General features: G+C 71.2%; 11 protein-coding genes. 2 read left to right on the plus strand and 9 right to left on the minus strand.

The features are described from left to right. From ABZ370_RS42350 to ABZ370_RS42375, 6 genes are read right to left on the minus strand one after another with little or no spacing between them, the layout of a single operon-like run. Positions 1–939 (minus strand): type II secretion system F family protein, encoded by a 939-nt coding sequence (locus ABZ370_RS42350; protein WP_358633373.1) that lies wholly within the window; start codon positions 937–939, stop codon positions 1–3. Between the two features lie 6 nt (positions 940–945). Then, positions 946–2,364: a CpaF family protein gene (locus tag ABZ370_RS42355; protein WP_358633376.1), complete on the minus strand. Its 1,419-nt coding sequence runs from the start codon at positions 2,362–2,364 to the stop codon at positions 946–948. After that, entirely contained in the window at positions 2,361–2,795 is a 435-nt protein-coding gene (locus ABZ370_RS42360; RefSeq protein ID WP_358633379.1) for a TadE/TadG family type IV pilus assembly protein, read from the minus strand. Before ABZ370_RS42360 ends, ABZ370_RS42355 begins: the two co-directional genes overlap by 4 nt. A 14-nt stretch (positions 2,796–2,809) precedes the next feature. Beyond that, positions 2,810–4,579, minus strand: coding sequence for a P-loop NTPase (locus ABZ370_RS42365; protein WP_358633382.1), 1,770 nt, complete (start codon positions 4,577–4,579; stop codon positions 2,810–2,812). Positions 4,580–4,622: 43 nt separating this feature from the next. Then, positions 4,623–5,327 carry a Flp pilus assembly protein CpaB gene (gene cpaB, locus ABZ370_RS42370; RefSeq protein ID WP_358633385.1) on the minus strand — a complete coding sequence of 235 codons (705 nt, stop codon included), beginning with the start codon at positions 5,325–5,327 and terminating at the stop codon, positions 4,623–4,625. A gap of 27 nt (positions 5,328–5,354) precedes the next feature. Then, positions 5,355–6,257, minus strand: coding sequence for a hypothetical protein (locus tag ABZ370_RS42375; RefSeq protein WP_358633388.1), 903 nt, complete (start codon positions 6,255–6,257; stop codon positions 5,355–5,357). A gap of 299 nt (positions 6,258–6,556) precedes the next feature. Here ABZ370_RS42375 and ABZ370_RS42380 point away from each other — a divergent pair, with 299 nt between their 5' ends. Further along, positions 6,557–7,570 (plus strand): chitinase, encoded by a 1,014-nt coding sequence (locus ABZ370_RS42380; RefSeq protein ID WP_358633391.1) that lies wholly within the window; start codon positions 6,557–6,559, stop codon positions 7,568–7,570. On the opposite strand, the gene ABZ370_RS42385 is transcribed toward ABZ370_RS42380, so the two are convergent. Beyond that, on the minus strand, positions 7,571–8,812 hold the full coding sequence (locus tag ABZ370_RS42385; protein WP_358633394.1) for a lipase: 1,242 nt from the start codon (positions 8,810–8,812) through the stop codon (positions 7,571–7,573). A 121-nt stretch (positions 8,813–8,933) separates the two neighbouring features. After that, on the minus strand, positions 8,934–9,779 hold the full coding sequence (locus tag ABZ370_RS42390; protein WP_358633397.1) for a serine protease: 846 nt from the start codon (positions 9,777–9,779) through the stop codon (positions 8,934–8,936). 125 nt (positions 9,780–9,904) lie between these two features. On the opposite strand from ABZ370_RS42390, the gene ABZ370_RS42395 reads away from it, so the two are divergent. Beyond that, the gene (locus tag ABZ370_RS42395) at positions 9,905–11,272 is read left to right on the plus strand and encodes a M14 family metallopeptidase (RefSeq protein WP_358633400.1); all 1,368 of its coding nucleotides are present in this window, start codon (positions 9,905–9,907) and stop codon (positions 11,270–11,272) included. A 63-nt stretch (positions 11,273–11,335) separates the two neighbouring features. Here the strand turns inward: ABZ370_RS42395 and ABZ370_RS42400 are convergent, their stop codons facing one another. Beyond that, positions 11,336–12,808, minus strand: a complete 1,473-nt coding sequence (locus tag ABZ370_RS42400; RefSeq protein WP_358633403.1) for a gluconate:H+ symporter — start codon at positions 12,806–12,808, stop codon at positions 11,336–11,338. Positions 12,809–12,968 lie beyond the last annotated feature (160 nt).

Genomic DNA, 12,968 nt, shown 5'->3' on the forward strand with positions numbered 1-12,968 from the left:
CTAGACGTCGATCTTCGACATGCGGCGGATGAGGAAGAAGCCGATCCCGTACAGGGCGAAGGCCCCGATCACCGCGGCCTGCCCCCAGATGGACGCGGTCATGCGGTCCAGCGAACCCGGCGAGATGCGGTCCATCAGCAGCAGCGTCCCGATGCCCATCAGCGGCACCACATACGCGGTGACGGTCACCTGGGAGAGCTGGGTGCGGACCTCACGCCGGGTCTCCTTCCGCTCCTCCAGCGTGTGGGTGAGGTTGCGCAGCGAGCTGACGACGGTCCCGCCCGCGCGGTTGGACAGCACCAGCGTCGTGACCAGCACCACCAGCTCCCGGGACGGCAGCCGCTCGGCCAGCTCGCCCAGCGCGTCGTCGACCGAGTGGCCCACCGCCAGCTTGGCCGAGACCTTGGACAGCTCCTCGCCCGCCGGGGCCTCCATCTCGTCCGCCGCCATGCTCAGCGCGGTCCGCAGCGCCAGCCCGGCCTGGGTGGCGTTGGCCAGGATGCGGGACAGCTCGGGCAGCTGGTTGATGAACCGCTCGATCCGCTTCTGCCGCTGCCAGCTCAGGAACCCGAACGCCGACCAGACGGCGATGACGGCCGCGATCGGGCCGAAGAACGACGCCAGCAGCGACGCCGCCAGCAGCCACAGCCCGGCCGCCGCCCCGGCCGTGTAGACGAAGAACTCGCCTGGCGTGATGTCCAGGCCCGTCGCCGCCAGCCGCAGCTCCAGCCGTCGCCCCAGGGAGGTGGTGCGCAGCCGCCGGTCCACCCGGGCGAAGCGGCGGAGGCGCCCGGTCGCCTCCGCCGCCCCCGACTCCGACAGCCGGTCGATCAGCGCGCGCTGCCGGTCCGTCCCCCGGGCGTAGGTGTGCACCCCGGCGACGCCCAGCGCGCCGCACACCAGTGTCGTGCCGAGTGCCAGCACCGCGAGCCGGTCCATGCGGGGCTACCTCCCATCCCGCGCGCCGTAAGCGCCCGTGTCGTCCGGACCCTTGCCGTACGGGCCCGTGCCGTACGCGCCCGTTTCGTACGCGGCGCCCCGCGTGGTCAGCTGCGCCGGGAAGGCGGCCACCCCGAAGGCGGGCGGCACCGCCTCACCGGCCATCCGCAGCCGCTCCGCGACCCGCTCCGGGAGCGGGAAGTACGAGAACTGTCCGTGCACGATCCGGTCGGCGCCCATCGGCTGGGCGTCGAAGCGGCAGACGGTGGCGATGCGGTACTCCTCGTGGCCATGGCTGTCGAGGAGCGCGATCTCGCTGATCCGGCGGGAGCCGTCGGCCTGCCGGACGAGCTGGACGATGCAGTCCACGGCGCTGTTGATCTGGTCGCGCAGCGCCTCGTACGGGATCGCCACCTCGGACATCGAGGCGAGCGTCTGGAGCCGCATCAGCGCGTCCTCGGCGCTGTTGGCATGGACGGTGGCGAGCGAACCGTCGTGGCCGGTGGACATGGCCTGCAGCATGTCGAGGGTCTCGCCGCCGCGCACCTCGCCGACGATGATGCGGTCGGGGCGCATGCGCAGCGAGTTGCGGACCAGGTCGCGGATGGTGATCCGGCCCTTGCCCTCGACGTTGGGCGGCCGGGACTCCAGCCGGATGACATGGGTCTGCTGGAGCTGGAGTTCGGCGGCGTCCTCGACGGTGATGATCCGCTCGCCGTCCGGGATCAGCCCGGAGAGGGCGTTGAGCAGCGTGGTCTTTCCGGAGCCGGTGGGTCCGGAGACGACGACGTTGAACTTGCCCCGCACCAGCGCCGCCAGCAGCATCAGCATCTGCTCGTCCAGCGTGCCCATGCCGATCAGCTCGCTGAGGGTGTAGGCGCGCGGGAAGCGGCGGATGGTGAGCGTGGCGCCGGTGAGCGCCAGCGGCGGGATGATCACGTTGACCCGCTCACCGGACGGCAGGCGGGCGTCCACCATCGGATTCGACTCGTCCACCCGCCGGTTGACGGTGGAGACGATGCGCTCGATGGTCTGCATCAGCTGCTCCTCGGACGCGAACCGGACGGGCACCAGCTCCACCCGGCCCGCCCGCTCCACGAAGATCTGGTCCGGCCCGTTGACCATGATCTCGGTGATGGACGCGTCCTCCAGCAGCGGTTCGAGCACGCCGAGGCCCAGCGCCTCGTCCACCACCCGGCGGATGAGCTGGGCCCGTTCGCCGGTGGACAGCACCGGGCCCTCGCGGCTGATGATGTGGCCGAGGACGCGCTCCAGCCGGGTCCGGCGCTCGGCGGCGGCCAGCGAGGACATCTCGGCGAGGTCGATCTCCTCCAGCAGCTTGGCGCGGTAGACGGCGACGAGATGCCCGTCCTGTCGCCCCTCCGCGGGCCCCTCGGGCACGTTGATACGGGCCCGCAGGCTCATGGCCGCCCTCCAGCCGCCTGGAGTGGTCCGTCGTCGCACGGCATGGTGGCGCTCCTCTCCGCGCTGCCGAAGTCGTCGAAGCCGGGGAAGACCGAGGGGATCGTGACGGACGCGGTCGCGCTCGCCTCGCCCCCGCCGCAGTTCCCCCCGCTGATGTCCGTCCCACCGGCCAGCCAGCCGCTGATCGACGCCTGACCGGCGGCCGCCGGGGTGGTGCCCGGCTCGTCCTGGGAGCCCGTACGCGCCGCAGCCCGCGCCGCCGTGCCCGCCTGCTGGACGGCGTACGCGGCGATGCCCATCTGGACGGCGGCCAGCGCGACGAGGATCAGGAGCGGCAGAAAGCCGAGGAACTCGATCGACGCCTGCCCCCGATCCCGACTGCGCCGGTCGCATCCATGCCGGTCGCGCCCGGGGCTTCTCCGTCGGGTCATCGCTGTAGGCCCCCTCACTGCCCCGTGCCCGCCGCGGTTTCCGTCTCGTCGGACGCGCCCGCCGAGCCGGTCACCGTCCACGGGAAGTCGGAGGCGCCCGGGAACAGGATCGGGACGTACAGCTTCACCGTCGTCTGGTACACCGCGCCGCCGCCCCCGCCGGGGCAGTCGATGTCGGCGCTCCAAGAGCCGGGAATGTCGTCCTGCGCCGCGGCCTGGCAGGCGGCCGAGCCCCCGGCCGCGCCCGCCCTGGCCCCCTTGTCGGCCGCGTTGCCCGCGAGCGAGTACGTGTAGCCGACGAGCACCAGCTGCCAGACCACCGCGAGCACGACGAGCGCCAGCGGCAGAACGCCCATGAACTCGACCGTGACCTGGCCGCGGTCGCCGCCGCCCCGCTTGCGCAGGAAGCGGCCGGTGGCGGACGACGGGATCTCGTTGAGCGCGTCCGTCCCCGGGCCCGCGTCACCGCCGCCGTCACCGTCACCGTCGTCATACGGCCCCGCCCCTAGGGCACGGCGCCGCCGCATTCCGGGCAGGGAGCGGTCGCCGCCGCTTCCGGCGGACCCGCCCCGGTGGGAGGCGCGGCGGCCGGGCGGGGGTGTGCCCTGCGCCCCGTCCACCAGGCCCAGTTCCCCGGCGAGCCCCCACAGCGCCTGCTTGACGGCCGACTTGGGGTCCAGGTCCTGCATCCGCCCCGAGTCGACGGCGGGCTGCAGCTCCTTGAACCCGGCCGGGATCGCGGTCCGCGCCACCGCCGTTCCCGTGGCGCGCGCGACCAGCTGCGGCTGGATCTCGGCGCTGCGGGTGTGCCGGTTGACGACGGTCACGGTCTCCTCGGCCTTGCGGACCTGGAGCCGGTCCCACAGCCGCACCATCCGCTTGGCGGCCCGCACCGCGACCACGTCCGGGGTGGTCACCAGCAGCGCGGTGTCGGCCTGTTCGACGATGGCCGCGCCCGCCGAGGTCATCTGCGTACCGCAGTCGACGACCACCAGCTCGAACCGGGTCCGCAGCGCGCCCACGACCTGCCGGGCCGCCCGGTCGGTGACCTCCTCGCCGCGTTCGCCCTCCCCCGGCGCGAGCAGCAGCCCGAGGCCGGTGTGGTGGGTGAAGACCGCGTCCTGGAGCACCCGCGGCGAGATATCGGTGATCTGGGCCAGGTCGGCGATGGAGCGCCGGAACTGGACGTCGAGGTACGAGGCCACGTCGCCGGACTGGAGGTCCAGGTCGACCAGGGCGACCGTGCGGCCCGCCGCGCGCGCGGCCAGCGCGAGCTGGACGGCGGTGACGGTCGTACCGACCCCGCCCTTGGCGCCCGCGACGGCGACCAGTGTGCCACCCGGCCCGGTGGCGGCCACATCGCCGCCGCCCCCGAGGTGGCGCCGTACGCCGGTGGCCCACTGGGCGGCGGCCTGGACGCGGGCCGCCAGCTCGTCGTACGACAGCGGTATCCCGGCGATGCCGCGCGCGCCCGCGTCCATCGCGGCCGAGTACAGGGCCGGTCCCGCGTCGCCGGTGATCAGCACCACGCCCACCGCCGGGAAGCGCAGCGCGACCTCCCGGATCAGCTCCAGGGCGGGGGACGGGCCGATCCGCTCATGGACGAGGACGACCTCCGGCAGCTCCTCCAGGGAGGCGGCGGCCAGCGCGGCGAGGGTGTCCAGCAGCCGGGTCGAGTCGCCCACCGGCGCCGACGGTTCGACGCCGGGCAGCTGGCCGAGCAGCCCGCCGATGGCGCGGGCCGCGTCGGCGTCGCTGACGGCCGGGAGGATTCTGATCGTCACCGCGGCACCTCCTCACTCACGGGATTCACGGGATTCACAGGGGTCATTTGTCGCCGTCGAGGGTGTAGGTGCGGTCGCGCGGCGATACGGAGGCGTCGCCGCCGGGGCCGATCAGGGCGAGCCGTACGTGGGACGCGAAGGACTCGGCGTACGCGACGCGCTGGGCGTCCTTGGTGTCGAGCGCGAAGGTGATCGGCACGGCCTGGTTCATGCGCCGGTCGTCGTTCTCGTCCGGCTTCAGCGCGGACATCTTGCCGACGTCGATGACGTCCGCGTCCTGGACGATCAGCTTGGAGACCGACTTCTCGCCCTGCGCCTTGCCCTCGAACGTCGCGTAGACGTTGACCTTCGACCCGGGGGTGATCTTGCCCGCGACCCCCGTCGCCGCGTCGACCATGATCGCGATCTCCTGCTGCCCGGATTTGAGCGCGGGCCGGTCGACGATCATGCCCTTCTGGAGGAGCGAGCCCTTGCTCAGCTCGGTCACGGCTATCTTGCCGCGCACCTCGTCCAGATCGGTGATCGCGGCGTCGGGCACCCAGCGCTCGGGCATCGAGACCGCCTCGAACGCCCCCGGCTCCAGTGCCTCATAGGGATTGATGTCCGACTTGAGCTTGTACGCGGTCGTCTCGGGCCCGACCTTGGACTCCACGTCGTTGACGACCGAGAGCACTCCGGCGAACGCGCCACCGGCGCACAGGACCGACAGGACCAGCAGGATGACTCCACGGCGCTGGCGAGAATTCATGGACGGACAACCTCGTGAGTGGGACGTTTACCGGCTGGTCAGGGCTGGGCGCCCGGCGGACCGGGCCAGGGCGGGAATCTCATCGCCGCGCGGCACCGGGCAGGAGCAGAAGGCGCAGCGGTCGCCGATGAGTTCGAAGCCGCACCAGTGGCACTCCTCTCTCCGTACGGACGCCACGAGCTGGTAGAGCACGGAGAGGTCCGGGATGGCCGCCGCGAACTCGATCAGCTTCGGGGTGCCCCACCAGCGCGCCGACTCGGCGGCCAGTGGCACCTCCTGGACCTCCCCGACGCCCCAGGACGGCGCCAGTGCCCCGCCGACCCAGTCGTCGCGCGGGGCCGTCCCATGGCCATGGCTGGTGAGCTGGCCACGGGCGACGGTCATATCGGTGGCGTACGCGGGCCCCGGAAGCGCGCCGCCACCGCCCACCTTGACCAGCTGCGGCTCGGGGTGCGCGAGGACGCCGAACTGGGCCCCCGGCATCCAGGACTTGACGTGCGAGGTCAGACTCACCGGCACCCGGTCCAGCCTGGCCACGCTGCCGAGCAGCGCCCCCGCGTGCACGTAGTGCGCCAGCAGCCGGGCGGAACAGGCCAGCACGCCCGGGCCGAGGTCGGAGACCGACAGCTGACGCAGCTGACGCGCGATGACGGCGACGGCCAGCGGCGGCAGTTCGAGCGGACACAGCGCGATCCGGTCGCTCTCCAGTACGGAACGCACGGTATGCAGTCTGCGGACGAAGGGCGGTGGCGTGGCGGCAGGATAGACCGCGACCAGATAGCCCTGAACGTCGAGGAGCGCCCCGGTCTCGGCGAGCGCGTCGTCCAACGACTGCTCCTCCGGCGGCCGGAGCACTACGGCCGACGGCGTCTGCCCGTCGGGCGGTGGAAGCACCAGCTCACGGCTGGTGACTGCTATCGCGGTGGGCACGTCGGCTACCCCGTCTCACGTCGTCGCCGAGCGGCGGCGGCCGCAGTTCGTGAACTGCCCCTGGCTGGTGCATCGTCACTTTATCCACGAAAGCCGCGTGAGAGAACAGTTCCTCTGAGTTACACCCTCCCGGTGCGCCCGCTCCTCCGGCCTACGGCGGGGAGTAGCCCGTGACCAGCGGATACACCTCATGGACTTGACAACCGCATTGGTCTGGACCACCTTGGTCGCACGCCTCAGGGGCCCCTGGACGCGCACTGGCACCACCTCCTTTTCTCCCCCCACGCTCGGAGGCTGTCGTGGTACGCGCACAATCCCCCCAGATCAGGAAGCAACTGCTCGGAGCCGCGGCGGTCGCCGCGCTCGCCGCCGGCGGGCTGATATCCACCGGCACCGGACACGCGGCCGAAGAGCACGGCCCCGCGACCGCCGCCGTCCCGGCGCACGCGGTCACCGGGTACTGGCAGAACTTCGACAACGGCGCGACCGTGCAGAAGCTCGCGGACGTCCCGGACGACTACGACATCATCGCCGTCTCCTTCGCGGACGCGACCGGTTCCCCGGGCGCCGTCGACTTCAACCTCGACCCGGCCGTCGGCTACGGCAGCGAGCAGCAGTTCAAGGACGACATCAAGGCAAAGCAGGCCGCGGGCAAGTCCGTCATCATCTCCGTCGGCGGCCAGAACGGCGCGGTGTCGGTCAGTGACGACGCCTCGGCGAACGCCTTCGCCACCTCCATCACCGGCCTCATGGACGAGTACGGCTTCGACGGCGTCGACATCGACCTCGAAAACGGCGTCAACGCCACCTATATGACCAAGGCGCTGAAGGCCGTCCACGACAAGAAGAGCGATGTCGTGGTGACGATGGCACCCCAGACGATCGACATGCAGTCGCCGTCCACCGAGTACTTCAAGACGGCCCTCGGCATCAAGGACTTCCTGACCGTCGTCAACATGCAGTACTACAACAGCGGCTCGATGAACGGCTGCGACGGCAAGACCTATGCCCAGGGCTCGGTCGACTTCCTCACCTCCCTCGCCTGTATCCAGCTGGAGAACGGCCTCGCCCCGTCCCAGGTCGGCATCGGCGTCCCCGCCTCGCCCAGCGGCGCGGGCTCCGGCTACGTCGAACCGGCGGTCGTGAACGCGGCCCTGGACTGCCTCACCAAGGGCACCGGCTGCGGCAGCTTCAAGCCGTCCAAGACCTACCCGGGCCTGCGCGGCGCGATGACCTGGTCCACCAACTGGGACGCGGCGGCGGGCAACGCCTGGTCGAAGGCGGTCGGCCCGAAGGTCCACGGCCTGCCGTAGCTAGCCCAGATCGCTGAGCCAGCGCACGATCGACGCCGTCGCGGCGACGTTCGAGCCGAGGTGGCGGGAGTTCTGGTAGTCGACGGGGCCTACGTCGACCACCGGGACCTCCGCCCCTCGGCGTCGCAGCTCCGCCCGGCAGTACGCGGTGTTCTCCACCGCCGCCTCCCTGTCCCCGCCCGCCACATACAGCCGCGTCGGCACCCGCGGCGCCCAGCCGGTGCACACCCGGGAGGCCGTCCGCAGCGCCGCGGCGAACTCCCCGGTCGGATGCTTGAGCAGCCGCCGGCCCTCGTCGGTGAGCAGGTCGTCCAGCTTCTCCGGGGTGCCCTTCATGAGGTCCTCCCCGGTGGTCGCACCGTCGAACAGCGACTCGATGTGCGGGGCGTACTTCTTCTCGAACACCCGTGCAGGACTGTCGTAGACATCGTGCAGCCGGTTGAAGGCGACCAGCGTGTACGCCACGTAGATCACGCTCGACTTCTCGTCCAGCTCCCCACCGAGCAGCGCCTTCAGCTCCGTCCCCCCGAAGTCGTACGCCCCGCTCACCGGCGCCAGCGCGCCCAGCCGGAACCAGCGGTCCTCGCCCGTCTGGAGCGACCGGGCCAGGCCCAGCGCGGCCGAGGCGCCCTGCGAGAAGCCGGTGACCGCGACCTTCCGCTCCAGGGGGACGACGGCGCGGGCGGCGCGCAGCATGTCGAGGGAGGCCGTGGTCTCCGAGGGGACGTCCATCCAGGGATGGAGCCCGGGGCCGGTGCCCATGCCGAGGTAGTCGGGCGCGACGGCGGCGAACCCGGCCGACGCGTAGGTGAGCGGCGGCGCGGGCAGGAAGCCGTGCCGCCGCATGGACGGCGCGTCGCTCTTGTGGCTGCCGGTGCCATGGGCGAAGGAGACCGCGCGCAGCCCGCCTTCCCGCCCGCGCGGCAGGGCGAGCAGTCCGCTCGCCGTGGTGGGGCGGCCGTGCGGGTCGACAGTCCGGTACGTCAGCCGGTACGCGTCGACGCCGTAGCGGACCGCACCGGCGTCGAACCCGCTGGAGCGCAGCTCGGCGGCGACATCGTCCGGGGCGGCCAGCGAGTACAGCCGTTCGACGGACACCAGCGCGCCCCGGCCATGGGTGGCCGGGGAGACCGCCGCCGCCTGCGGGGTGGCCGCCGCGGCCGGGACCGCCGCGGCGGCGGGAAGCAGCAGTAACGCGGCACAGGCGGCTGCCATGTTCGGCGCACGGCGCGTTCTTCGCATGAGGACCCTCATCTCTGACGTGTCTTGACGGCGTGACAAGGGTCCTCAGCTTTGTGCGAGCGGCCCGGGGGCGCATTGGCGTCCGCCCCCGGACCGTGGTGGGGGCAGCCCCCGCGCTACGTCACGGCTTGGGCAGCGCGCATCCGGTCAGGGTGAGGTCGATCTTGTTGCCGGTGGTCACGCACTTGGTGATCCCATACGTCTCCTGGGCGTAGTTGATGCCCTTGCGGACCGTCACCTTCCCGCTCTCGTCGACCTCGCACGGGTTGTTGAGGGTGCACTGGGCGCCGTCCTCGTTGCCCGTGTTGTTCACGGCCAGGACCGTGCCGGTCGTGGCGTCGACGACGGGTGAACCGGACGTTCCGCCAATCGTGTTACAGGCGGAGGTGTAGCGGACCGAGTCCTTCCAGGTCCAGTCGCCTTCCTTAAGGCGGTATGCAAATCCGTCGATATTGCAGGAGTAGATCTTCTTCCAGTAGCCGGAGACCACCTTGATGCTGGTGCCCTGGGCCGGGCGGCTGTCCGACAGTTGCAGTGCCTTGATGCCGTACCGCTGCTGTATTTGCGCGTACGTCGAGGTCAGCTGGTACAGCGAGACGTCGGTGTCGGTCATGGTCGCGTACGCGACCTTGCTCGCCCGTACCGTGCCCGCGCTCCCGCCGGAGCTGTTCAGCAGGGTGAAGCTGCGGCTCGACGCCTTGTCGACGATCACCTCGCCCGCGCCCGGGAAGCCGGTCTCCAGGCAGTGCCCGTTGGAGAGGACGAGCGCGGGGTCGGTGTCGGCGGACTTCGCGGTCCGTACGACCGAGCCGGAGCAGTTGCTGAGCGCGACCGTTCCGGCGAAGTCGACCGCCTGCGCGGCCTGGGGGTGGGAGGAGGAGGCGGCCGCCGGGGCGGCACCGACGCCCGCGAGGGTCGCGCCGCCCAGTAAGAGGGCCGAGAGCGCGCCGACGAGAGGTCTGTTCACAGGGGGGTTCCTTCCCTCGATGAGAAGTTCCTTCGGCTTCGACCATTTCCCGCCCTTGACCATGTCATGCGCATGGCCGAACACTGGCGCAGCAGTCGCTCGCCTCTCACCCCCCAGGAGCATGTATGCGACTTCGCACCCGCGGCAGACGGGTTACCGCCCTCGCCGCCCTGCTGTCCCTCGCCCTCGCCGCGCCGATCGCGGCCCAGGCCGACGATCCGGCCCCCGGGCGTGCCACCTCGGCCGATGCGGCGGCCGACGCGGTGCCTCACGCGGCCGCCGATGAGAACGTGCGCCAGTACGAGATCGCGGGCCCTGCCTCCCCGGCCGAGCGTTCCGCCGTCGCCGCCACCGGCGTCTCCATCGACGAGACGGACGCCCGCTCCGTCGTCGTCACCGCCGACTCCGCCCAGGTCAAGCGGTTGCGCGCGCTCGGCTACCGGCTCACCGCGCTGCCCGGTCCGGCCGACCGCAGCAAGGGCCGGGCCACCGCGCCGTTCGACTTCCCCTCGGCGGACTCGAAGTACCACAACTACGCCGAAATGAACGCCGAGATCGACGCGGCCGTAGCCAAGTACCCCGCCATTCTGAGCAAGCGTGTCATTGGAAAGTCGTACGAGGGCCGGAACATCGTCGCGCTGAAGATCAGCGACAACGTGGCCACCGACGAGGCCGAGCCCGAGGTGCTGTTCACCCATCACCAGCACGCACGGGAGCACCTCACCGTGGAGATGGCGCTGTATCTGGTGCACCAGCTGACCGACGGCTACGGCACCGACTCCCGCATCACCGACATCGTCAACGGCCGCGAGATCTGGATCGTCCCGGACCTCAACCCGGACGGCGGCGAGTACGACATCGCGACCGGCAACTACCGCAGCTGGCGCAAGAACCGGCAGCCCAACTCCGGCTCCTCCTCCGTCGGCACCGACCTCAACCGCAACTGGGACTTCAAGTGGGGCTGCTGCGGCGGCTCCTCCGGCTCCGCCGGTTCTGAGACTTACCGCGGCGCCAAGGCCGAGTCGGCCCCCGAGGTGAAGGTCGTCGCGGACTTCGCGCGCAGCCGGGTCGTCGGCGGCAAGCAGCAGCTCAAGGCCGCGATCGACTTCCACACCTACAGCGAGCTGGTGCTGTGGCCGTTCGGCTGGACGTACAGCGACACCACGACCGGGATGACCAAGGACGACTACGACGCGTTCGCCACGATCGGCAAGAAGATGGCCGCGAGCAACGGCTACACCCCCGAGCAGTCGAGCGACCTCTACATCACGGACGGGACGATCGACGACTGGCTGTGGGGCTCGCAGAAGGTGTTCGCATACACCTTCGAGATGTACCCGTCGTCGAGCGGAGCGGGCGGCTTCTACCCGCCGGACGAGGTGATCGACCGCGAGACGAGCCGTAACAAGGACGCGGTGCTCCAGCTGCTGGAGAACGCGGACTGCATGTACCGGTCGATCGGCAAGGAAGCGCAGTACTGCGCGACGAGCTGACGCCGACCGGCCGGGAGTCCCGGGGTCCCTGCGGACCCCGGGGCTCCCCCACGGTGAGAGGCGCTAGATCACCAGGCTCAGCAGGCCCGCCACCGCGAAGCCCGCCACCGACAGCACGGACTCCAGCACGGTCCACGACTTCAGGGTGTCCCGCTCGGATATCCCGAAGTACTTCGCCACCATCCAGAAGCCGCCGTCGTTGAGGTGCGAGGCGAAGATCGAGCCCGCCGAGATCGCCATGATGACCAGCGCCAGATGGGCCTGTGAGTAGTCGCCCGAAGCCAGCATCGGGGAGACGATCCCCGTGGTGGTGACGATGGCGACGGTCGCCGAGCCCTGGGCGACCCGCAGCACCACGGAGATCAGGTAGGACAGCAGGATGACGGGCAGGCCCGCGCTGTCGAAGGCGTCCGCGAGGGCCTGGGCGACACCGCTGCCCTTGAGGACGGCGCCGAAGACGCCGCCCGCGCCGACGATCAGCAGAAGGTTGCCGACGGGCTTGAGGGACGTGGTGGAGACGGTCTCCAGGGACTTGCGGGACCAGCCGCGCCGGATGCCCAGCAGGTAGTACGCCAGCAGCAGGGCGATCGTCAGCGCCACGAAGGGGTGGCCGAAGAACTCGATGACCGAGCGGCCGGTGCTCGGGTCCAGCGCGATGGAGGAGAACGTCGCGAAGAGGATGAGGATCAGCGGCGTACCGATGATGGCGAGGACCGTGCCCACCGACACCGGCTGCTCCGTGGGCTGCCTGCCGGCGGCGCGCTGCTCGGCCGCGACCGCCTCCCGGGCCTCCTCCGCCGCCTCGACCATGTCCTGCGGCACGGGGACGAAGATGCGGTTGCCGATCCAGGCGGCGTACGCCCAGGCGGCGAGGACGGACGGGATGCCGACGAGGACACCCATCAGGATGACCCAGCCCAGGTCGACATGGAGCAGTCCGGCGGCGGCGACCGGGCCGGGGTGCGGCGGCAGGAAGGCGTGGGTCATGGACAGCCCGGCCAGCAGCGGCATCGCGTAGAGCACGATCGACTTGCCGCTGCGCTTGGTGGCCGCGTAGACGATCGGCGCGAGGACGAAGATGCCGACGTCGAAGAAGACGGGTATGCCGAAGATGAGGCCGGTGAGGCCCATGGCGAGCGGGGCGCGCTTCTCCCCGAAGAGGCCGAGCAGGCGGGAGCTGAGCGCCTCGGCGCCGCCGGAGACCTCCAGGATCGCGCCGAGCATGGTGCCCAGGCCCATGATGATGGCGACGTGGCCGAGGATGCCGCCCATGCCGGTTTCGATGAGCGAGACGGCGTCGGACTTCTGGACCGTGCCGAAGAGTTCGGTGACCGAGAGCCCGGCGCCCAGGCCGACGGCTATGGAGACGCCGAGCAGCGCGATGAAGGGCTGCAGCCGGACCTTGATGATCAGGTAGAGCAGAAGGGCGATGCCGAGGACCGCGACGGTCAGCAGACCGGCGGTGCCGGGGATGAGCGCGAGCAGGCCACCGGTGTGGGGTGGGGTCTCGGCAGCGGGAGCGGCCGCGAGCAGCATGGAAGGCTCCGGAATGTGGGTAGGGGGTATCGCCGCACGGCGGGGGGCCGCGCGCGGGGGAGGTGATCGTGGTGCGGGTGATCAGGGGTCCGGTCCTGGCGATGTCGGCAGTGGGTGTGGGGGGTTCCGGGCGCGGGCGGGGGTTCGAGACCCCAGATCG

The organism is Streptomyces sp. NPDC005962, from assembly GCF_040629205.1.
GTDB lineage: Bacteria > Actinomycetota > Actinomycetes > Streptomycetales > Streptomycetaceae > Streptomyces.

Coding starts and splice junctions, on each gene's coding strand:
- ABZ370_RS42350 (WP_358633373.1), bottom strand. CDS start 939: ATGGACCGGCTCGCGGTGCTGGCACTCGGCACGACACTGGTGTGCGGC.
- ABZ370_RS42355 (WP_358633376.1), bottom strand. CDS start 2,364: ATGAGCCTGCGGGCCCGTATCAACGTGCCCGAGGGGCCCGCGGAGGGG.
- ABZ370_RS42360 (WP_358633379.1), bottom strand. CDS start 2,795: ATGACCCGACGGAGAAGCCCCGGGCGCGACCGGCATGGATGCGACCGG.
- cpaB (WP_358633385.1), bottom strand. CDS start 5,327: ATGAATTCTCGCCAGCGCCGTGGAGTCATCCTGCTGGTCCTGTCGGTC.
- ABZ370_RS42385 (WP_358633394.1), bottom strand. CDS start 8,812: ATGCGAAGAACGCGCCGTGCGCCGAACATGGCAGCCGCCTGTGCCGCG.
- ABZ370_RS42395 (WP_358633400.1), top strand. CDS start 9,905: ATGCGACTTCGCACCCGCGGCAGACGGGTTACCGCCCTCGCCGCCCTG.
- ABZ370_RS42400 (WP_358633403.1), bottom strand. CDS start 12,808: ATGCTGCTCGCGGCCGCTCCCGCTGCCGAGACCCCACCCCACACCGGT.